Source organism: Nonomuraea sp. NPDC050547, assembly GCF_044457345.1.
Taxonomy (GTDB): Bacteria; Actinomycetota; Actinomycetes; order Streptosporangiales; family Streptosporangiaceae; genus Nonomuraea.
This window is the reverse complement of record NZ_JBITGW010000025.1, coordinates 189,630-211,183: the sequence shown is the minus strand read 5'-3', so window position 1 is coordinate 211,183 and position 21,554 is coordinate 189,630. Positions and strand designations below refer to the sequence as shown.

General features: G+C 66.7%; 16 protein-coding genes and 4 pseudogenes. 11 read left to right on the top strand and 9 right to left on the bottom strand.

From position 1 onward, the window contains the following. Window positions 1–123: 123 nt before the first annotated feature. The 7 genes and pseudogenes from ACIBHY_RS47355 to ACIBHY_RS47325 form a co-directional block, all read left to right on the top strand. Window positions 124–396, top strand: a complete 273-nt coding sequence (locus ACIBHY_RS47355) for a hypothetical protein (RefSeq protein WP_397310208.1) — start codon at window positions 124–126, stop codon at window positions 394–396. A 776-nt stretch (window positions 397–1,172) separates the two neighbouring features. Continuing rightward, entirely contained in the window at window positions 1,173–2,168 is a 996-nt protein-coding gene (locus ACIBHY_RS47350) for a hypothetical protein (protein ID WP_397310207.1), read from the top strand. A 75-nt stretch (window positions 2,169–2,243) separates the two neighbouring features. Continuing rightward, a complete protein-coding gene (locus ACIBHY_RS47345; RefSeq protein ID WP_397310206.1) occupies window positions 2,244–2,435 on the top strand; it encodes a hypothetical protein in 192 nt (63 codons plus the stop codon). Window positions 2,436–2,459: 24 nt separating this feature from the next. Beyond that, window positions 2,460–3,450: pseudogene (locus ACIBHY_RS47340) on the top strand (IS3 family transposase); the annotation flags it as partial. 51 nt (window positions 3,451–3,501) lie between these two features. After that, window positions 3,502–4,394, top strand: a pseudogene (locus tag ACIBHY_RS47335) (IS5 family transposase). Window positions 4,395–4,458: 64 nt separating this feature from the next. After that, window positions 4,459–5,628 (top strand): IS701 family transposase, encoded by a 1,170-nt coding sequence (locus tag ACIBHY_RS47330; protein WP_397310212.1) that lies wholly within the window; start codon window positions 4,459–4,461, stop codon window positions 5,626–5,628. A gap of 128 nt (window positions 5,629–5,756) precedes the next feature. Continuing rightward, window positions 5,757–5,987, top strand: a pseudogene (locus ACIBHY_RS47325) (integrase core domain-containing protein); the annotation flags it as partial. Window positions 5,988–6,093: 106 nt separating this feature from the next. On the opposite strand, the gene ACIBHY_RS47320 reads toward ACIBHY_RS47325, so the two are convergent. Both ACIBHY_RS47320 and ACIBHY_RS47315 read right to left on the bottom strand, forming a co-directional pair. After that, window positions 6,094–6,969, bottom strand: coding sequence for an HNH endonuclease (locus ACIBHY_RS47320; protein ID WP_397310205.1), 876 nt, complete (start codon window positions 6,967–6,969; stop codon window positions 6,094–6,096). A gap of 92 nt (window positions 6,970–7,061) precedes the next feature. Next, on the bottom strand, window positions 7,062–7,490 hold the full coding sequence (locus tag ACIBHY_RS47315; RefSeq protein WP_397310204.1) for a hypothetical protein: 429 nt from the start codon (window positions 7,488–7,490) through the stop codon (window positions 7,062–7,064). Window positions 7,491–7,908: 418 nt separating this feature from the next. On the opposite strand from ACIBHY_RS47315, the pseudogene ACIBHY_RS47310 reads away from it, so the two are divergent. From ACIBHY_RS47310 to ACIBHY_RS47300, 3 genes and pseudogenes are all read left to right on the top strand, one after another. Further along, a pseudogene (locus ACIBHY_RS47310) lies at window positions 7,909–8,067 on the top strand (transposase); the annotation flags it as partial. A gap of 562 nt (window positions 8,068–8,629) precedes the next feature. Further along, complete coding sequence (locus ACIBHY_RS47305; protein WP_397310203.1) at window positions 8,630–11,140, top strand: hypothetical protein; 2,511 nt, start codon at window positions 8,630–8,632, stop codon at window positions 11,138–11,140. A gap of 1,082 nt (window positions 11,141–12,222) precedes the next feature. Beyond that, window positions 12,223–12,903 carry a DUF899 domain-containing protein gene (locus tag ACIBHY_RS47300; RefSeq protein WP_397310201.1) on the top strand — a complete coding sequence of 227 codons (681 nt, stop codon included), beginning with the start codon at window positions 12,223–12,225 and terminating at the stop codon, window positions 12,901–12,903. Here the strand turns inward: ACIBHY_RS47300 and ACIBHY_RS47295 are convergent. The 7 genes from ACIBHY_RS47295 to ACIBHY_RS47265 form a co-directional block, all read right to left on the bottom strand. Then, window positions 12,889–13,935 carry a VWA domain-containing protein gene (locus ACIBHY_RS47295; protein ID WP_397310200.1) on the bottom strand — a complete coding sequence of 349 codons (1,047 nt, stop codon included), beginning with the start codon at window positions 13,933–13,935 and terminating at the stop codon, window positions 12,889–12,891. The genes ACIBHY_RS47300 and ACIBHY_RS47295 overlap by 15 nt on opposite strands. Beyond that, window positions 13,936–14,871: a VWA domain-containing protein gene (locus tag ACIBHY_RS47290; protein WP_397310199.1), complete on the bottom strand. Its 936-nt coding sequence runs from the start codon at window positions 14,869–14,871 to the stop codon at window positions 13,936–13,938. Continuing rightward, entirely contained in the window at window positions 14,868–15,752 is an 885-nt protein-coding gene (locus ACIBHY_RS47285) for a DUF58 domain-containing protein (protein ID WP_397310198.1), read from the bottom strand. The genes ACIBHY_RS47290 and ACIBHY_RS47285 overlap by 4 nt, the downstream gene beginning before the upstream one ends. 5 nt (window positions 15,753–15,757) lie before the next feature. Continuing rightward, a complete protein-coding gene (locus ACIBHY_RS47280) occupies window positions 15,758–16,723 on the bottom strand; it encodes an AAA family ATPase (RefSeq protein WP_397310197.1) in 966 nt (321 codons plus the stop codon). 9 nt (window positions 16,724–16,732) lie between these two features. Then, a complete protein-coding gene (locus tag ACIBHY_RS47275; RefSeq protein WP_397310196.1) occupies window positions 16,733–17,518 on the bottom strand; it encodes a S1C family serine protease in 786 nt (261 codons plus the stop codon). A 72-nt stretch (window positions 17,519–17,590) separates the two neighbouring features. Then, complete coding sequence (locus tag ACIBHY_RS47270; protein ID WP_397310195.1) at window positions 17,591–17,884, bottom strand: YrhB domain-containing protein; 294 nt, start codon at window positions 17,882–17,884, stop codon at window positions 17,591–17,593. Window positions 17,885–17,900: 16 nt separating this feature from the next. After that, window positions 17,901–19,445 carry a toxin glutamine deamidase domain-containing protein gene (locus ACIBHY_RS47265; protein ID WP_397310194.1) on the bottom strand — a complete coding sequence of 515 codons (1,545 nt, stop codon included), beginning with the start codon at window positions 19,443–19,445 and terminating at the stop codon, window positions 17,901–17,903. A 256-nt stretch (window positions 19,446–19,701) separates the two neighbouring features. Between ACIBHY_RS47265 and ACIBHY_RS47260 the strand changes: the two genes are divergently transcribed. Beyond that, window positions 19,702–21,552: a DNA/RNA helicase domain-containing protein gene (locus ACIBHY_RS47260; protein WP_397310193.1), complete on the top strand. Its 1,851-nt coding sequence runs from the start codon at window positions 19,702–19,704 to the stop codon at window positions 21,550–21,552. Window positions 21,553–21,554: the final 2 nt, after the last annotated feature.

Below are 21,554 nucleotides of genomic sequence, written 5' to 3'. Positions count from 1 at the left end.
CCACCATCCGGATAACGCATCCCACCGGCATACTCCCGAACCAGCCGATGAACACGCAACCACGCCGTGTCACCTCAGGCTTTCATCCTCTGTAGTCGCCGCGAAGGCGATACGGACGAGCTGTTGAAACGCCTCTACCAACAGTTGTCCAAACAGCCACGCACCAGTGTCACGCTCGGGGAAAGCATCAACGGTCATCCGGCCGATGCGATTCTGCGAAACGGCGAAGGAGCTCCAACTGCGGTGTTGTTCGACCCAGGCCCGGTTGACGGCAGCGACGCAGCACGACACATGCGGATCATGCTGCACCGCAGGAACCTTATGGACGACAGTGAGTGCCAAGGCACAGCAATACGCTACCCGGCATGGAAGCTGTACGACCTCGACTCGGGCTGAAGAGGGTGTGAATCTCCCCTTCCGCGAACCGTTGACAATGCTCTACAACAAGATAGGCACCGGCTGGTTAGACGCCACGAAGTTGCCTGTGCGCCGCGGTCTGTCGTCCTTCGCTTCGAACGTCTCCAAGACGACTGAACGCGGTTGCTACGAGAATCGCGAGATCGACTCTGCGGTTGACCTCCAGCTCGAGCGGAGCGCATTTTCGCGATGGTCTTCTTGTAGACGGTAGCGGCAACGGGTGGGTCGGAAATCTCGTCGGGTGGTTCCCCTAGCTCGCCATCTGCGGCGACGACCCGCTAGTTCGGAGTGCAGAGGCGAAAAAGCGGCGACAGGCCCGAGCCGCGACTCGCCTGTGCGAACGCCATCACACGCCTACATAGAGCGACGAGTCTTCACGCCCAGCCCACATCCCGACGACCTGACATGTGGCGTCAAGTTACGGCCTGCTGTTGGTCTCCACTGCTCAGGGTGGAGGCACAGGTGCAGAGCACTCGTCATCAACCCTTGCATCATTGCAGGCAGTTGTCGTGGGTACCCGACTATGCACCGAACAGCACATGTCAGCGCGGGTGCAGGGCGAACGAGCGGCAGTGAGCACTTGCGCGGCTAGTGGAGCGACCACCTGAGCCTGTAGCGGCCGGCCTTGATCGCGACTTGCCAGAGAGACGTGCACCCATAAAGATAGTTTATACGCTTTCATATGGTTATCCAGATTTGGGCGCCTTGTGCAGCCTACCCTATCATGTCCTTTTTGTACCGGAAAAGCAGGATACATGCGAGTCATGATGCAGCCGGCCCGATTGGCTAACCCTTCCGTACGCCGCCACTACGAGGACACCATCCAGCGACCTGTGGACCTGAACCTCCATAGCCACATCCTTGGCTCGGATCTGGACGTGCTGCTCACGGTCTATCCGTCCGCTACAGCGCCCATGTGGGGTATGACGCCGGGCAAGAAGAACGTGAACGTCGCCAAGTACAACAAGCTGCGACCTGGTGACTACGTGTTCTTCTACGGCCAGAAGCGGCTATACCTAGGCGGATTAGTCACGCACACCTTTCAAAATTCTGCGCTCGCCCGCCAGCTATGGGGTGCCGATGAGGACGGGCAGACCTGGGAGTATATGTACGCTCTCGATGACCTCAGGGGCTGTGATATTTCCATCGAAGAGGTACGAGAGTGCGTGGCTGCTCTTGGATCTAACTTCTTTGTACAGAATCCCTATGTCGCAGAGGGGGAGGACGCGGAAAATCTCATCGACCTTGCTCACGTGGATATCGGAGATGTGCCAACAACTTCCAGAGCCGCGGATCCCGACCTTGTATCAGAAAGCATCCCTTTCAGCGGGGACCTTGAGCGGGACGTGTCTCGGGCCAGCCGCCGTGAGCAGGCAAAGCTCAAACGCATCCTATTACCCGGGACCACCGGGGAATGCGCACTCTGCGGACGAACGTTCGAACGCCGGCTATTGGTGGCTGCCCACATCAAGAAGCGCGCGGCATGTTCGGAACAGGAGCGGCGAGACCTTGGTAACGTGGCGATGCTCAACTGCATCCTCGGTTGCGACGCGCTCTATGAACACGGATATGTGACTGTTGCTCCAGGCGGAGAGATCAGGATCAGCAGCGCTGCGCTCAATGGGCCCAGTATCAGCGACCATGTGGATCACCACCTTAAGGGCCGTACCACCACTTGGTGGAACAAGGCCCGAGAGAAATATTTTGCGTGGCATCGTGGCCACACTTATCGAGGCGATCTACCCACGTAACGCCACATTCAGCTAATCCCAAGAGCTATTGACCCGGAAATCAGAACATCCAGATAAAGAACGACACTAAAGGCGATGATCTACGCAGACGTTGCAACCAAAGGCACACCTTCTAAACCGATGACGCGTCAGCATAAAGCCTCGCTCGCCGGGGAACTGGCTGACATCTACGAGATGCTGGCAGCCCTCGTCGGAACGCTTGGATTCTCCGACGAGCAGGTCGGAGGTTCCCCCTTGAACGTGGACACCTTGGAGACTGGATCTTGAGGTCCAGGGGAAGAGATGTCCCTGATGGTGATGAAGAACTACCCGCCCGAGTTCAAGGCCGACGCGGTGGCGCTGGTGTTGTCGAGGCCGGATCGGACGATCACGTCGATCGCGCGGGATCTGGGGGTCAGCCGTGAGACGTTGCGAGTATGGGTACGAGCCGCGCAGGCTCGGGGTGAGGGCGCTCAAGGCGGAATCGGTGGCACCGCTGCCGGTCGGCCGGCGTCGTCCGGGCACGTACCCTCGGACGACGTGCTGGAAGAGGAGAACAAGCAGCTCAAGGCGCGGATCCGGGAGCTGGAGCAAGAGCGGGACATTCTGCGCAAGGCGGCCAAGCTTTTCGCGAACGAGACGAACTGGTGAACCGCTTCCGGTTTGTCGAGGATCACAAGGCGCTCTACGGGGTCAAGCGGTTGTGCCGGGTACTGCAGGTGTCACGCTCGGGCTTCTACCGGTGGTTGAAGGGCACCGCGGCGCGGCTGGCCCGCCGCCAGGCCGATGAGCAATTGGCCGAGCAGATGCGGCGGATCCATGCCGAGCATGACGGCACCTACGGCTCGCCCCGGTTGACGGCCGAGCTGCGTGCGGCCGGGATGAAGGTCAACCACAAGCGGGTGGAACGGGTGATGCGCGAGCACGGCATCGCCGGGCTGCACCTGCGCAAAAGGTCCGCACCACCATCCCGGAGCCGGACGCGGCGCCGGTGCCGGACCTGCTCCGGCGTGACTTCACCGCCGAGCGGCCGAACACCCGCTACGTCGGCGACATCACCTATCTGCCCGTCGGCGGCGGCCGGTGCCTCTACCTGGCCACCGTGGTGGACCTGTGCTCGCGCCGGTTGGTGGGCTGGTCGATCGCCGATCACATGCGCACCGAGCTCGTCGTGGACGCGCTACAGGTCGCGGCGCAGACCCGGGACGGCCGCCTGGACGGCGCGACCTTTCACAGCGACAACGGGGCGCAGTACTGCTCGCGGGAGTTCGCGCGGGCCTGCCGCCGGCTCGGCGTCACCCGCTAGGGAGTGTCTGACAAATGATCAATGTTCGCGCTTCAATGGTCGATCGTGGTGCGACGTGGTGAGCTGACCGATAGGGCGTGGGCACGGATCGAGCCGTTGCTGCCGGTGGTCGATGGGCGTGGACGTCCCTGGCGTGATCATCGGGAGGTGATCAACGGCATCTTGTGGCGGTTGCGGACCGGCGCGCCGTGGCGGGATGTTCCCGAGCGGTACGGGCCCTGGCAGACCTGCTACGAGCGGTTCAAGCGCTGGGAGGAAGACGGCACCTGGGCGCGGCTGCTGGAGGAGATGCAGGTCAAGGACGACGCAGTTGGTCAGGTTGAGTTCACCGTGAGCATCGACTCCACCGTCGCCCGCGCCCATCAGCATGCCGCCGGGGCCCGTAAAAGGGGGACGACGGCGGGACGATCGATGCGAAGCAATCGCAAAACCGGCAGGCGCTCGGACGATCCCGCGGCGGACTGACCACCAAACTGCATCTGCTCGTCGAGGCCCGAGGGCTGCCACTGGTCCTGCATCTCACCGGCGGCAACATTGTCGACTGCACCGCCTTTGAGGCCGTGCCGGCCAAGCTCCGGCTACGCCGCCCAGCCGGCGGCCGCCCGCGCACCCGACCGGACACGCTGCTCGGCGACAAGGGCTATTCGACCCACAAGATCCGGCTCAACCTGCGCCGACGCGGGATCAAGGCGGTCATCCCCGAACGACGTGACCAACTCGCCAACCGCAAGCGCAGGGGCAGCCGCGGCGGCCGCCCGCACGCCTTCGACGCTCTCACCTACAAACAGCGCAACCTGGTCGAACGCTGCATCGGCAAGCTCAAGCAATGGCGTGGCATCGCCACCCGATTCGACAAGCTGGCCAGCCGCTATCTGGCGGGCGTCACCATCGCCCCCCTCATGCTCTGGCTCCGGCACGCCGAATTGTCAGACACCCCCTAGTACTACAACCAGACTTTGTGATTGTTTGGATGTAGTGTGTGCTCCTGTGACGACTGCTGATGATCTGCAGGTGTGGGTTTCGGGGTTGGACGCGCTGTTCGGGCGAGTGGCGGGGCGGTTCGGTCGGGTCGAGCCGCGCCGTCAGGCGCGGGCCTATGTGACGGGGCTGCTGGCTCCGGTGGAGCGGAAGAACGGCTGGCAGTTGGCTGAGGCGGCCGGGGATCGACAGCCGGATCGGATGCAAAGGTTGCTGGGCAGTGCCCGCTGGGACGTTCGTGGGATGCGGGATGACCTGCGGAAGTATGTGGTGGAGAATCTCGGTCACCGAGATGCGGTGCTGATCGTGGACGAGACCGGGTTCATCAAGAAGGGTGCCAAGTCGGCTGGAGTGCAGAGGCAGTACTCCGGGACCGCAGGCCGCACGGAGAACTGCCAGCTCGGGGTGTTCCTCGCTTATGCCTGCCCGCTGGGCCGGGCGTTGATCGATGCCGAGTTGTACCTGCCCAAGTCCTGGACCGAGGACCGGCCGCGTTGCCGTGAGGCGGGTGTTCCCGACGAGGTCGAGTTCGCCACCAAACCGGTCCTGGCCCGGCAGATGATGGCCCGCGCCCTGCAGGCGGGAATACCGGTGTCATGGGCGACGGCGGACGAGGCGTACGGCCTGGACAGCAAGTTCCGCAGGTTCCTGGAACAGCGCCGCATCGGCTACGTCGTGGCCGTCCCCAAGAACCAGTTCGTCGCGTGCGGTCTGCCGGGAGACCTTCGCGCCGACACCCAGGTCGCCGCCGCTCCGGCCGAGGCGTGGAAACGCCTGTCGTGCGGGAACGGCGCCAAAGGCCCACGGCTGTATGACTGGGCTCTGGCCACGGTGCACTTCGAGACCGAGCCCGGCTACCGGCGATGGCTGCTGGCGCGCCGCTCCCTGACGCCCAACGCCAAGGGAGAACTGGAGATCGCCTACTACCTGTGTCATGGCCCCGCCGGCACCACGATCGCCGAACTCATTCGAGTGGCCGGCGCCCGCTGGGCGATCGAGGAATGTTTCCAGTCCGCGAAGAACGAGGTCGGTCTCGACCAGTATCAGGTCCGGCGATTCGACGCCTGGCACCGGCACATCACCCTGGCCATGCTCGCCCACGCCTACCTCGCCATCACCGCAGCCCAGGCCCCAAAAGCCCGCACGGCCTGGCCCGCCTCACACCAGCAGAGATCCGTCGTCTCCTGGCACACGTGACCCGCGCCACCACCCTCGACTCTGCCCTCGCCTGGTCCACTCACCGCCGCCAGCACCAGGCCCGCGCCCGCAGCAGCCACTACTGGCGACGCTGGCTTAAACATCACGAAATAAGACTGTAGTACTAGCGCGGCGCGGTCGGCACCAGCGCCGACAACGCGGCGGTCGAGTCCTTCAACGCGAGTCTGAAGCGCGAGACGCTGCAGGGCGCGCATCATTGGCCCGACGCCCGCACCGCCCGCCTGGCCGTGTTCGCCTGGATCACCCGCTACAACACGGTCCGACGGCATTCCCGACTCGGCCAGCTCAGCCCGATCGACTACGAGAAGACGACAGATAACCTGAAGCCTGCCGCCTGAAATCGGTGTCCACGTTTGAGGGGGAAGCCCCGTCCATGAGGCGGCACGCTACAAGCGAGCCAAGCGTGGCGGCTTCAGCCGTCGATTATGGCTTGACAAGGTGACATCAGCTGAGTGAATTGGCCGCCTGCTTCTGATGTGCCGCGCGTGCCGCAGCGCGGAAGGTCTCGTTGAGCTGCTTGCGGCTTCGTCCCCGGGTCACTCGTTCATGGCAGTTGGCACACAGCGCAATCATCGTGTCTGGATGGTCGCGTCCGCCTTGGGCGTGCTCGTCGATGTGGTGTACCTGCAGCAGCGGTTCCCCTTTGTCGGTGACATCGTGTGTGTAGCCGGAATCGGGACAGAACGGATTCTCGCACCGCCGGCCCGCGCGAATGAGAACGGCCTGACGCGCCAGGGCAAGCCGGACACGCCGCTCCCCTTGCGTTTCGACGCGACGACCGCTGCGCCCGGAGCGCTCCGCCTCCTCCGCCTGCCGGCACAGGTCCAGGTACCGATCCGGCGCCTGGGTCGCCATGCGCCGAAGCACTTCCAGGACCGCTTCGGAGCGCTCTGCCGCTAACGGTGCCTGAGACGGGTGCCTGCGCACCCTGGGGCGGTGCCCATCGGCGTCCTCCCGGCCGAGGTAACGGGAGTACGCCAGCTGTGCACACTCGAATGTTGAACGACCCAAGAGATCGAGAATGTCATGGTGATCCATCACCAGGGTGCCGCTCTCAAAGCAGACGTCCGTAACGTCGTACTCGAGCTCGCAGTAGAGCACGCTGTAGACCCGGCTGCGGCCGAAGGACACGACCCGGCGTCCGACTAAGAGGTCCTGGAGCTCCCGACGGAGGTTACGGAACGTCGGCGCATTCTTCACCGCGCGGGGATTCAGGCCGACAGCGGTCAGTTCCCTGGCGGGAAGGGGGTCCCAGAACGGATTGACGAGTGTGTCTATCAGCAAGTCGCCGTCGGCCGTGCGGATAGCGATCTCGCACATTGCCGTCCGACAGAGCGGGTCGGCGACATTGAAGGTCCCAATGGTGCCGACTCCAGGATGAGCGTGCGAGGGTCGTCGAGCACCGTATGCGCTCATGCCGCCGCCGCCCGGCAGTCCTCGGCCTGCTCACTGGCTGTGGGCGGCTGGGTCAGCGGCTGTGCGTGCGCTTCCGCATAAACGGACACGCACGGGTAGGTAAAGTTGTAGCGGCCACCCGTGTGCGACCCGACAGTGTTCTCCCACCAGTCCTGAATCTTGTCCCAGTCGACACTTCCTCGATGTCGGCGCAACCTGCTCCAGTCGATCGCCACCAGCACCCCGTCTAGCAACGCCGGGCCCACCTGCAGGGCGTCCGGCCGGAGCGCGTTGCCCGGGCGCAGGCCTCGGTTGGCCAACTGGGCGGCGGTAGCCAGGCCGGCGGGTAGCGCGGGCCAGCGATCCCAGCCGGAGCCCTTCCCTGGATTGTTCGGCCATTTGTCGATGTCCACGGCGTAGACCGGAATGTCGAATCCGGCAGGCACCCCCCAACTCCAGCGGGCGCATCAGTGCTGGCCTAGGCAGCAGCATGAGGGCACAAGGACGCAAGGTACCGGGAGGGACGAGAGCATAGCTGTCCAGACACGGCCATCAGGACTCATCTATCGACCAGCCTTAGAAAATGGAGGGGTGCGGCACATTTTCACACCTCAGGGGCGGCCTATGCACCTTCGGGACAGGCCCAGGCCAGATCCATCCGGGTCACTTCGGGTGAGACGATCCTGCGGATCAATCGACCGTCCCGTGCCCCAGCGGGGAAACGACGGAGCCCGTAAAAGGCAGGCGAGGACCCTAAGGACTCTTCAGACGCTGGATATTCGGGGGGATGATCTTGTGAGCTTTGGGACAAAACGGTCGGCGTATTGGTCTCGTAGGCATGCCGATGATCTCGATCATTGCTGGGTGCCCCGCGAGCGTCGCTACCCCTCCGACCTTACCGACGCCCAATGGGCGCTAATCGAGCCGTTGCTACCCGCCTCGAACACACGTGGCCGGTCTGAGAAGCACCTCCGGCGCGACATCGTCGATGCGATCCTGTACGTGATCCGCACCGGCTGCGCCTGACGCCAACTGCCGTTCGACTATCCACCCTTTATGCGGAATCTGAGGCCGGGCTGTCAAGCGTGATCGGTCATCGGATAACGGTCGACTGCGGCTCGGTGATCGAGATGATCCGGTTCGGTGTGAGGCCTCCGCCCGGAAGGTCTGCGGGAGGAAGGGGTGGCGCGCAGGCCGACTCTCCGGTCCTGGCCAGTCCATCAAGATCTCATCACATAAGGACACAAATCTACCGTTCCCCTGCGCCCGGACCGTCCGCCATGCGAATATCGCCCCAACACGTCGGTGGTTCTCCACTGTTGTCCGCCTCATGCCGCCGTCGGCGGAGTAGGAGCAGGCTGTGAGAAAGCCCAGGTACCACTAGGGTGCCGGTGGGGCGGATCCTCCCCGGGTAGCGGCAGGCGGATCGTACGGAGCAGACCGCGATCGGGCGCTGAGCACCCCCCGATTTCGCAGTCCTGCTGGCACGAGAATTTCGGCTCTCGGGTGCGTGTCACGCCCTCGACAGCCGAGGGTGTGCTTCTCCCGGCCTCTGCCGGAGAAAGCAGCAGATGCGTTGTCTGCCATGAAGCGTCCGGAAGGCATCTTTCCCTACATCGGTACGACCGCTTATGCGGAGCGGCTTGCGGATGCCGTTGAGAACACATGCGCCCAGGAGGGCGTGATCGCGCCGCCGCGCGAAGCCGTCATCGAGGGGCTTGCCTCAGCCCTGGGCGACACAGAGATCAAGAAGCTCGTGGAGACCCGGAGCGGCAAGCGCGTGCTCGCTCCGAGCAGTTACCGGGTCGTGCAGGCAGGTGACGAGAAGGTTCTCCTGCTCATCTGCGATGTCCACGGCGCGGGCGTCGTTCCCTGGGACTTGAACGACCGCACCGTCGGTGCGTGGACCCCGCCGAGCGCGGAGGCTTTCCGCCGGGTCACCGAGCTGATCGCGGCGGAAAGCGCCGTGACGCAAGCGGAGAAGGACCTGAAGTACGCCGAGATGCAGCGTGACGCTCGCCGCCGGGCCGGAAGCGACGAGCCGCACGCCGCCGCGGCGCTCGCGGCCGCGGACGACCAGCGCAAGGAGGCGGCTAAGGTCCTCACGGAGGCGCAGTACCAGCGGGATCGCGTTCTGTCGTCGCTCGGCAATCGCCGCCCCCGCCCGGTCATCCGCCCCGCGGAGCACGACGGGCAGGCGTCGGCGGCGTTCGCGCTTGCGCCGCAGCCGCAGGACGTCGCAGTTCACCTTCAGCGCTACGGGTCGGAGCAGCTCCGCCGCTTCGGCCGGCGCCGCGGTTACGACCTCGAGGAATCCCTGGTCGCATCTGGCCAGCTGTCGAGGGGAATGTGCGCGCTCCAGCAGTGGCAGATCCAACGGCCAGGTGGGGAGACAGATCGGCTCTGGCGCATGGTCGCCGTGACGGCGAACAACAGGGCACTGGCTCGTCTCAGCATCTACGGCGTCCGGGCCGAGGACCTCGTGACCGGCATGCCGCAGTCGCAGTGGCTGCTGCCGAACGAGACCACAGACTCCGGGCTCCTGCTGCTCAGCCAGCGGGAGGTGCTGAACCGCATCTCCCAGACGCTGAACGCTGCACGGTCCGGAGACGAGGTGAGCCCAGATCACGCCGCCCAACGGGCCGCGAAGATCACGACCGTGCCCGCCGAGGTCGTGGTCGGCTGCAGCAACCCGGCTGGCCTGGAACACGTCCTGCGTGCGCTAAACGTCGACGACCACCTGCGCGGCGTCCAGCCGTACGAGGAGGACGCACGTCTGATCGCCCTGTGGGCGATCCTCGTGGACGCTTACGCCACCGAGGAGAAGCTCCTCGCCGCACTGGGCGATACCTTTCCCAGCGGCAGGGGCGCCGACCGCCTCGATGAGAACGCGGTACAAGCCGCTCTCACCGCGAACGGGCCGCTCGAAGCGCTCATTCCCCTGTTGCCGCTCGAGGAGACGCCCACAGCCGCCGCGCTGCGTGACGTCGCCATCCGTGCCACCACCGCGCTGATCTTCCCGATGCTGCCCCCGGAACCTGAGGGGAAAGCACAGAGTGGGCGGCGCAAGTGGCGTGACACCGGGGAGTACTGGCCGATCGTCCGTGCTGCCCTGCAGGAACCCGCATGGAGCCAGATCCGGAGGAAGGACGCCGATGCTCGGACCAAGCTTTGGTCCGCCGCCGTCGCCCAGTTGTACCTGCACCGCGGCAACATCCTCTCCGCGAACGGCCTGTTTGGGGTCTCTGATGTCAAGGAGGGCTTTCAGCAGGATCCCCGGTCGATCCAGGAGCTGCTGCTAGAGGCGAAGGCTGGCGACGCCACAGCATGGTCAATGCTGGTCGACCGGATGGTCCCAAACCTCATCCACGCACCTGAGCCATTGATCACTCCCGGCCAGGGCAGCGAGGCGGGCCACAAGCGCAAGGGCGTCCGCCGCACCCCGACAAGTGCCGTCGCGGCCCTCAAGACGGCCTTCACACGAAAGCCGCCAAGGGCCACAAGAGAGCTCCTCATCGCCTTCGCTAAAGCGATGATCGCGCATCCGGACGCGACCGACGCTCCTCGGGGACCTGACGGCGCGATGCCGATCTGCTACGGCGAGCAGAACATAACCGCGGGGCGGAGCCCGATCGTCCCAGGCATGGTGCTCGCTCCGGACACCGACGGCAACCCTACCGGCCTCGTCATGGACAAGGCGTGGTTCGACGACACGTTCCCGCCTGACATCGCGTCGTCGGATGAGCCCATCGACGTCACGGACGACGACGAGGCGGACAGCAGTGGCTCCGACACTACGCGACGGACCAACGATGGGGCGTCTTCGGACCCCCGGGCTCTGCTCGACGACCTCCGGCGCGAGCTTTCTGCCCGAATCGAGGTAGCTGCCGGCATCTACGAACGCGCCGTTCAGGGCGCTGAAGAGCTGCTCGGAGACTTCGACACGGCGCACCTCCTCCGCATCCAGCTAGAGGAGGAGCCCTTGTCGGCGGACCAGCGGATCGAGTGGATGGAGCGCCTCGCCAAGGTTCGTGACGCGGCACAGGCCAGCGTGACAGCACTTCAGCACGCCGAAACCCTGATCCTGCAGCTGTAGCGAGCAGGGCTGTCCGACGCCGTCCGGCCCTCATGCCCTCACAGACGACCATCAGGTGCGGCGCAGAGGGCCGGGACGCCGTCGGACAAATCTCAGAGCCCAGGAGCGGCATGCACTCCACTCTGCCGCAGTCGTCGAGGTCATAGGCGGTTTCGCGGGTCGGTCGTCAGTCCGGGACTTTGGCAGACTTCCACGATTGGAAGGTCGGTCGCGGTGGCTGGGATGCCGATCTGGCTGGGTGTTGGGCCGGCTGGGGTGGGGGTGTCGGTGAGCCGGTCGAGGAGTTGGTCGAGGGCGGGCGGCTTGGCCGTCGTCGACGGCAGCGCGTTCGTGTCGGTCAGGGGGATGGCGGCGGGCCAGCCTGGCTGGGCTGAAGCACGTCGAAACGGGCCACGAACACTTCAAGCTGGCTCCGGCGTCTTACCGCTGGATGACATGGTTGCTCTCGCGATCGCGGGTGGGTCTCGATTGACAGGTGGGGATATGCGCGGGATGATCATGCATGCCCCAGGCACTCAATGGACTGTTTGCCCAGCTTAAGGTGCCTGAATGTGCGGGGAAGCCTCCGCTCTCCTAAGGCGGGTGTCGCAAGCTCGAATCCTGCTGGGGCAGCTAATCTCAATCGGTGCGTCTTGCCGTTCCTGTCTACGACCTTTGCCCTGATGCACAGCTGAGGGCACTCCATCGCAGACGTGCGGCGATGCCCCCCGCGGCCGGTCCAGTCCTCACCCGCCTCCGCGATCGCCGCTTCAAGCCCCAGGCGCGCCCGGCCGAGGATGTCCTTCCCGCCTTCCATCTGACGGATCAGGTTTGCCGCACCGAGGGGATCGATGCCGACGAACTCCCCAGTGACCCCTCCCTGAAGGCGTGGCTACACACCAGGAGTCAAACACAACGGGCGCATCAGGTGAACCCGCCGTCAGCGACATCGCCACTGAAGTGGATGCATAGCGCAACCGCGACCAGCAGCGCGGCGTTTGCTGCCCTCGTTCCATGCTTTCCCCAAGTCACCGATGAGTTCGGCTGCTGGGTCGGGTCTATTTCGTACACAACAGGTAGCGAACATGATCAAGGGGGAACTCATGAGCACCAACGCGCTTCCGCCCGTCGTCGACGCCGATACCTGGCGCCACCAGCTAGACGAGCTGCGTACCCGGGAAAAGGCCGCCACGAGGGAACTCGATGCCATCGCCGCTCAGCGCCGCCGCCTGCCCATGGTGAGGATGCCGGACTACACCCTGGAGGGCGAGGAAGGGGAGATCCGGCTGGCGGACATCTTCGAGGGCAGGACGCAGCTGATCGTCTACAACCACATGTGGTTCGAGGGCGAGGAGTGGCAGTGTTCGGGATGTACGGGGCTCACCTCGCAGTACACCCGCCTGCACTTCCTGGAGAACTACGACGCCCGGTTCGTCATCGTCACCCAGGGTCCGATCGACGAAGCACTCGCCTACAAACGGCGTGTGGGGAACAAGATGGACTGGTACTCCACGGCGAACAGCCCGTTCGGCGCCGACGTGGGCGCGGGGCCGGGTGAAGGGTTCGCGGTCAACGTGTTCCTGCGCGACGGCGACACCGTGTACCGGACCTGGCACACCAACGGCCGGGGTACCGAGCAGATCAGCCACAGCTTCCCGCTGATCGATCTGCTGCCCTATGGGCGGCAGGAGGAGTGGCAGGACTCGCCCGACGGCTGGCCGAAGTCGCCCGCCTACAGTGGCTGGCCCGAATCGGAGGACATCGCCCGTCTATACGGGGCGTAGGGGGCGGTTCCACCAGAGCGAGAGGGACAGGGCCAAGGTAATGAGGACAGCGCCGCCTGCGGCGAAGTAGGCAGCGGTGTCGATGCGTTGCCGGATGACGGTGAAGCTGCCGGGCAGCGTGTCGAGGGCGGTTTGGAGTTGGCCGGCGTTCTCGGCGCGGTGGTAGGAGCCGCCGGTGGTCTGGGCGATCTGCTTGAGTGCGGGCTCGTCGATGGTGCGGGGGTTGCGGCCGCGGTCGAAGCCGCCACGGCCGCCGCCCCAGCCGAACCCGCGCCCGTCGAACTGGGAGTTGTCACAGACCATCGGCGCCGGGTTCGTGGTGCCGAAGCCGATGGTGAAGACGCGGACGCGGCGTAGCGCCGCCTCCTGCGCGGCGATCTGCGGGTCGACGCCCTGGGTGTTGGCCCCGTCGGTGAGCACGACGATCGCGGCGCCGGCGAAACCAGGCCCGGAGTCCGCGCCGATGTCCGCCCCGGTGGGGGCGACCGACGGGTCCACCTCGGCGATCGCGTCGATCGATGCGAGCATGGCCTGCCCGATCGCGGTGCCGCGGGCCACGGACAGGCCGTCCAGGGCCTTGATCAGCGCGTCGGTGTCGTCCGTGGGAGGTACGAGCAGGCCGGCGTTTCCGGCGAAGGTGACCAGGCCGATGCGCGGGCCGCCCCGCTGCGACTCGATGAACTGTGCCGCGGCCTTCCTGGCGGCGGTGATGCGGTTGGGGTCGACGTCCGTGGAGCACATGGAGCCGGAGGTGTCGAGCGCGAGCAGGATCGTCGCCGAGGTGGACGGCACCGGCACCGACGCCTGTGGCCGCGCGGCTCCGACTGCCAGGAGCGCGAGTCCGGATATGAGGAGCGCCGGGGGGATTTTCCGTGTCCATCGGGTACGGCTCGGCAACGCGGTGCGTACCAGGGCAAGAGAGGTGACACGCACGGCGGCGCGCCGGCGGCGCCGCCGGGCCCACTCGCGGATGGCGAAGATCAGCGGGATGGCCAGAACGGACAGCAGCGCCCACGGCCAGGAGAACGTCATTCAGATCACCCGTCCCGACCGGAGCACGGTGAGCGCGGCGCCGGCGGTGAGGAGCACCAGGGCGAGGCCGATCAGCGCGCCGGCCAGGGGCAGCGGCTCGTCGGAGACGGTGAGTCGCAGGTCGATCGTGTCGGCGATGCCGTCGAGGCGCGCGGTGTCGGAGGCGGGGTGGTAGGCGCCGCCGGTGGTCTGCGCGATCAAGGTGAGCGTGTCCTGTTCGAGCGAGGTCTGCAGGTGGTAGCCGTCGACCTTGACCGTGGTCCCGGCGGTGGTGCCGACGCCGACGGTGTGGATGTGGACGTTCGCGCGCTGGGCGAGGATTGCGGCGGGTTCGACGTCGGCGCCCAGATTCTGGCCGTCGGAGAACATGACGATCGTCGCGGACGGCCAGTAGCCGATGTCGCGGCCGATGGTCACCTGCTTGCCGGTGATCGCCGAGAGTGAGGCGGTGATGGCCGTCCCCAGCGAGGTGCCGCCGGTGATCTTCAGGCGGTCGATGGCCTTGAGCGCGACGGAGTGGTCGGCGTCGGGCCGGGCGGTGGTGAGCGCGCCCCTCTCGAACGCGACAACGCCGATGTCGACGTTTTCGGGCTGCGCCGCCACGAACGCGCGGGCCGCCCGTTGCGCCGCGGCCAGCCTCGTGGGCGCGACGTCGTCGGCGCCCATGCTGTTGGAGACGTCGATGGCGAGGATGACGGTGCCCGCCGTCCGCGGCACCGGCACCATCGCCGCCGGTCCCGCGGTGGCGATCGCGAGCACCCCGACGCCGGCGATGGTCAGACCCACTCCGAGGTACGGCCGGCGGCCCGCCGGCACGGCGACCCCGGCCCGCGCGAGCAACGCCGCCCGGCGCCGGGCCGTGACGACGGCCGCCCAGGCGAGCCCCGCCATGACGAGCAGCCCGATGATCAGCAGCAGCGGGGAGGAAAGGGTCATGGCGACCGGTCCCGGGTCCGGGCGACGACCTCGACCAGCGCTTCGACCAGGTCGCGGTCGGTGTCGACGCGGTGGACGGGTACGCCGGCCCGCCGCATGCCCGCCGCGAGCCGGGCGTCGCGGGCGTCGACGGCGGCGCGGAACCGAACCTGGAGCAGCGGGTCGGCGGAGTCGACGACGAGTTGCTCGCCGGTCTCGGCGTCCTCGACCACGATCAGCCCGGCTTCGGGAAGGACGTCGTCGGCGGTGTCGGTGATCCGCAGGGCGACCACCTCGTGCCGCCTGGCCAGGCGCTGGAGTGAGCGTTCCCAGTCGCCGTCGCCGATGAAGTCCGACAGCACGACGACAAGGGCGCGGCGGCGCGCCAGCCGGCCGGCGGCATCGAGCATCTCGGCCAGGTCGGTGGTGGTGGCGCCGCGTGCCTCGCCGGTGCGTACCAGCTCGGCGCCGATCCGCAACGTGTGCCGGCGTGAGGTGCCGGGCGGCACCACGCGCAGCACCCCCGCGTCGAACAGCAGCGCGCCGACACGGTTGCCGCCCCTGCCGAACAGCCGGGCGAGGACGAGCGCCAGCTCGGCGAGCACGTCGTGCTTGCCGCGCCCCGGCCGCCCGGCCGTCATCGAGGCCGACCGGTCGAGCACCAGCCACACCGTCAGCTCGCGGTCCTCGGTGAACACCCGCAGGTGCGGCTCGTCCAGCCGGGCGGTCACGTTCCAGTCGATGTGGCGAGCGTCGTCGCCGTCGGTGTACGCGCGCAAACCGGTGAAATCTATCCCGGAACCGCGATGCGCGGTGCGATGGGCGCCTTGGAGCCGGCCGTCCAGCCTGCGGACGACCTTCCACTCCAGGCGGAGCAGGAGCCTTTCGGGGGCGGTGGCCATGGGGTTCAGCGGTTCTGGAGGACGACGTCGGGTGCGCGGACGGCGCCGAGCACCCTGGTGATGATCGTGTCCGGGTCGACGTCGTCCGCGTGGGCCTCGTAGGACAGGACGAGGCGGTGCCGTAACACGTCGAGGGCCAGCTCGGACAGATCGTGCGGCAGGGCGTAGTCGCGGCCGCGCAGGAACGCCAGCGCCCGCGCGCCGGTGACGAGCGCGATGGACGCCCGCGGGCTGGCGCCGTAGGTGACGTACCGCTCCAGCTCGCCCAGTCCGGCGGTCGCGGGGGAACGCGTGACGGCGACGAGCCGTACCGCGTAGTCGACGATGGCCGGATCGACGTACACCTGCTGGGCACGGGCCCGCATCGCGATCAGGTCCTCGGCCGTCAGCGTCGGCTGCGGCGGCTCGGGCGGGCGCAGCGCCCGTGCGACGATCGCCTGCTCTTCCGGCTGCGTCGGATAGTCGACGACCACCTTCATCATGAAGCGGTCGACCTGCGCTTCGGGCAGCGGGTAGGTGCCCTCGGACTCGATCGGGTTCTCCGTCGCCATCACCAGGAACGGCTCCGGCACCCGGAACGTCTCACGGCCGATCGTCACCTGGTGCTCCTGCATCACCTCCAGCAGGGCGCTCTGCACCTTGGCGGGGGCGCGGTTGATCTCGTCGGCCAGCAGCAGGTTGGCGAAGACCGGGCCGAGTTCGGTGCGGAACTCGCCGGAGTGCTGGTGGTAGACCCGCGTACCCACGAGGTCGGCGGGCACCAGGTCCGGCGTGAACTGAACGCGCTGGAAACTCCCGGCGATCGCGGCGGCCAGCGACTTCACCGCGAGCGTCTTGGCCAGGCCCGGCACGCCCTCCACCAGCAGATGACCGTCGGCGATCAGCGCCACGGCCATACGCTCCAGCAGGACGTCCTGCCCGACGATCGTACGTTTGACCTCGAACAACACCTGTTCCAGCGGATGGGTCATGGCCTTCCTTCAGATCTGGGGCCCGCCCGGCGGGCCGTCGCCTTCGTCGCCGCCCAGCGCCACGCCGATCGGCACCGCGAACGCGATCCCGGCGAACGCCTCGTCGCCGCCCGGATCGGCGATCGACACCACGACCCCGATGACCAGCCCGCGGGCATCCAGGAGCGGCCCGCCCGAACTGCCCGGATTGACCGAGGCGTCGAACTGGATGAGCCCCCTCAGATCACCCTCATTGGAGGTACGGTCAAGACCCGACACGACCCCGGTGGAGACGCTGTAGGTCAGCCCGAGCGGGTTGCCGATCGCCACGACCGGCGCGCCCACCGCGACGACGCCGCCGAGTGTGGCCGGGACGACGATCTCCGGCAGCTTTTCCGGCTTGAGCGTCGCTATGTCCCGTTTGGGATTCGACGACGCGACGACGGCCTTCGCCTTGGTCCCGTCCGCGAACGTCAGGGTGACGTCCTTCGCGCCCTTGACCACGTGGTGCGCCGTCAGGATCGTCCCATCCTCGGCCGCGATCATCCCGGTCCCGAACGCCTTGCCGGCCTGAATCACCACCACGGACGGCCCGACCCGCTTGAACACCTCGGGCGTCGTCAGCGTCGCACTGGGCGTCGGCGTCGCATTTGGCCTGGGCGCGGCCTCACCACCGCGTCCTCCTTGGCTCCCGATCCAGTACGCCAGCACCGCCACGACGAGAAGAGCACCGCCTCCGACGACAAACCGCCGAACCCGCCCGGCCGCGGCTCCCCGAGCCTCGGCCGCACCGGCGTCCTGCGGCACGCGCTCCATCGCCCCATCGTCAGCAATATGAGCGAAAAGCGCTATAAAGCCCGCCTAAGAACTCCATGAGAGCCGAGCCCGTCACGGGGACAGGCCGTGCTCCGCGGCGTAGGCGGCCAGCTGTTGATCTTCGGGCAGGCCGTTCATCATCCAGGTGTCACCACTGCCCTTGACCACGACGATCGGACCGTACCCCGGACCGCGCACGTGCGCGAAGTCGCGCGTCTCGACGAACCGTGCCGTGTTCCACGGGAAGACGAAGCACCAGCCGAGGTCGTCTATGGTTTCGTCGCCATAAAAGGCCAACGGCTCCTCGGCGGTTGAGAAGCGTGCGAGACATTGCTCGGCCAGCGCTTTGGCCCGCTCGATGTCCAACGCTTTTTCCTCCCGGCTAGTTCGTGCGCAGAAATTCGATGCGGGAATACGTCTCAGGCGTCGCCCACGTTCCGGACTGACCGTCGACGAAGTATATCTTTCCACTACGGTTCACCACGTTGAAGACGTGACCCGCGCGAGGGAGTCCTGTCCGTGGATCGACGCGTATGCCGTGGACGATTCCGCGGGCGCCGTCTCCGGACCGCAGCAGCTCCGCCACGATCTCGTCATAATCCTTGACCAGGCGGAACGCCCGCCCACCCCCGACGCTGTCGGTCACACCGCCAGGCCATTTGAACGGGTGTGCGGGATGGTACGGAACCGCGGAGATCGGCGAAGAACCCCCGAGAACACGATCCACGACCACGACACAGCTCTGGCAATTGTTGCTGTATTCCCAGGCCCGCGTGGAGAACTGCGGATTCACGTCCTTGAGGTCGGCGAAATTCGCGTCGAACTCCTTTTGCTTCGCGTTACCGGCGTGACGGGTGATGGCCGGATCCTGGAATGGTGACTTCACCGGCGGCCCGGATGAGGTCCCGCGGCGGCCGCCGTTGCCGAGCCCTCTGTTTAAACGGTTCGCAGTGCCCGCACCCACGGTGGCGACGCTGAGCATGATGTCGGGCAGAAGCCGGCCGAACCAGCGGCTGGGATCCTTCTGCAGAGTTTCCAGATCGACGAGTGCCTTGGCGAACTCGACAGGTTGCCGCCTGGCGAACGCGGCCGTTTCTCCCGCCCCGCGCATGCGGTCCAGATACCCGAACGGATCAGTGATCAGGCCGAGCTGCGACCAGTTCCACGCGCCCTTGATCAGCGCCCAGCCTCCCTCGTTCGCTCCCTGGACGAACGGCTCCGCGATCTTGTCGACGTACCGCTGGGCCACGTCGCCGACCTCCGGCCGCCCGAGCTTCACGCTCAGCCGGCCGACATTGGCCGCCCAGAAGTCTCCGTACCATGCGATCCCCTTGTTGAGGAGCGAGGTCGCCTGCTCCGCGAGGTCCACCACCGGAGAGCCGCCCCGGCTCCGCGCGCCGAGGAGAAGGGGGACCAGGCCAAGGGTGGGTGCGGGGGTCTCCGCCGGGGTCTCCAGGAGTTTGGCACGGCGTCGCCGAAGGTCGTCGCGCTGCTCGAGGAGCCGGCCACCGGCCATCGCGACCGCCTGACCCGCCGCCGTGGCCAGGCTCAGTCTGGACAGCGCCAAGGAGAGCTCGCGTCCGGCGTCCTGCCAGTTTCTCCCCACGCGCCCGAATTCAGCGTCGAGTGCCTGCATGAGTTCGGGCGAGCCACCCACGTACCCGCCGGGAGACGGTGGAAGAGCCGTCGGAGCCGGGCGAAAACGCGGAGGCTCGACTCCGGCCGGCTTTCCCTCGGCCGTCGCGATTCGCTCGACGGCGTCGAAGGCCCGGAGAAGTGCCTGCCGGACAATCGTGTACCGCTCGGTCAATCCTTGGAACATTCGCGCCGCACCGGGCCCCAGCAAAGCCCCGTCACCGAAGAGGTGAAATGTCCGCTCCAGGGCGTTTCCCTGCTCTTCGGCTATTCGCGCGACGGTGACCAGCACGCGCTGGGCTTCCTCGGGAGGGACCATGAGCTCCCACTTGTTCGCGATTATCGATGTGCTCAATACAACCAATACGCAGGTCGGGTCCGCCACTCCATCTCGACTGTCGCAGGCGGTGTCGCCGCGGCATTCGCGCCGCTACGCTTTTGATGACCATGTGATGCGGCCCGACGGGCTTCCGCGGTCGTCCGGCTCCGGCCGGAGCGGATACGCCCCCACCCGCACGAGCGACTTCGTGCTGCCTGGGGGACGATCTGTGACGGCGCTGCGGCTGTCTGTGGAGAACCTGCTCGTGTCTCCGAACGAGGCCGCCTTCGCGGAGGTGATCGCCGAGCACGTGCGGGTGACGACGGGGCGCCGTGCTTCTCCGTCCGAGGTCAGGTCCTGGCAGCGGAGCCTGCCGGTTCTCGCCCGTGATCTGGCCGACGCGGGGTTGCGCAGGGTCGAGATGCTGGTGGAGTACAAGCTTCCGCTCACCAGCAGGCGGGTCGATGTGGTGCTCGCCGGTGTCCATCCGCGTACCGGCGAAGACTCCTATGTCGTCGTCGAACTCAAGCAGTGGAGTCGTGCCGAGCCGTCCGAACTGGGTGAGCATCTGGTCATCGTGGACGGCATGCCGGGCGGGGAACAGCTTCATCCGGCCGAGCAGGTACGCCGGTACTGCGAGTACATGTGCGACTTCCTCGGAGCGCTCAACCCGAACGCCGTGTACGGCGCCGCCTACCTGCACAACGCCATGGACCTGGACATCGACGGACTGCCGGAACAGGTTCGCGACGAACGAGGCCGCCTGTTCACCAAGCAGCGGCGCGGCGAGTTCCTGCGGTACCTGAGCGAGCGGCTGTCGGACAAGCCGGGCGCCGAAGCCGCCGACCGGCTCCTGTCCAGCGCGGTCGCGCCCAGCAAGCAGCTCATGACGTACGCCTCCCAGGAGATCCGCGAACGGGAGCAGTTCACTCTGCTGGACGAGCAGCAGGTCGCCTACGAGCTGGTCATGGGCGCCGTCGGCAAGGCCCGGCGGGCCGACTCCAAACAGGTCGTCGTGGTCACCGGCGGCCCCGGCAGCGGCAAGAGCGTCATCGCCCTCTCACTGCTCGGGGAGCTGTACAGACAAGGCCGCTCGGCACTGCACGCCACCGGCTCACAGTCGTTCACCCGCACCATGCGCCGCTACCCCGGCCGCGGCAGCACCCGGATCCAGAACCTGTTCAAATACTTCAACAGCTTCACCGACGCCGAGCAGAACGGCATGGACGTACTGATCTGCGATGAGGCCCACCGCATCCGCGAGACCTCCACCAATCGCTTCACCCCCGCGGCCGGCCGCACCGGGCGCAGCCAGCTCGACGAACTGCTGTCCGCGGCGCGGGTCCCGGTCTTCCTGCTCGACCAGCACCAGGTGGTACGGCCCGGCGAACTCGGCACCGTGACCGGCATCGAACAGTACGCCCAGGCCAAGGGCCATGACGTGCGGTTCGTGTCACTCGATGAGCAGTTCCGCTGCGGCGGCAGCCGTAAATACGAGCAGTGGGTACTCCGCCTGCTGAACCTGGCCGACGGCGGGCCCATGGAGTGGGACGGAGACAGGGACTTCCACCTGCAACTCGCCCACTCACCGCAAGAACTCGAAGCCTTCCTCAGCGGCAAGAGCGGAACCGCCCGCATGACCGCCGGCTACTGCTGGCCCTGGAGCGACCCTCGCCCCGACGACACCCTCGTCAACGACATCGTCATCGGCGACTGGACCCGCCCCTGGAACGTCAAGAAGGACCGCGCCGTCGGCGACCACCCGCCCAGCATGCTGTGGGCCAGCGAGCCCAACGGGTTCGGACAGGTCGGCTGCGTCTACACCGCCCAGGGGTTCGAGTACGACTGGAACGGCGTCATCCTGGGCCCGGACCTGACCGTCCGCGACGGCCGGATAGCCACCGAACGCGCGGAGAACAAGGACCCCGCCTTCAAGAGCCGTAAGTCCGTCCCCGACACCGACTTCGACCAGCTGGTACGCAACGTCTACAAGGTCCTGCTCACCCGCGGCATGCGCGGAACGGCGATCTACGCCGTCGATCCCGAGCTGCGGGATTTCCTGGCAAGCCTGATGCGGTGAGA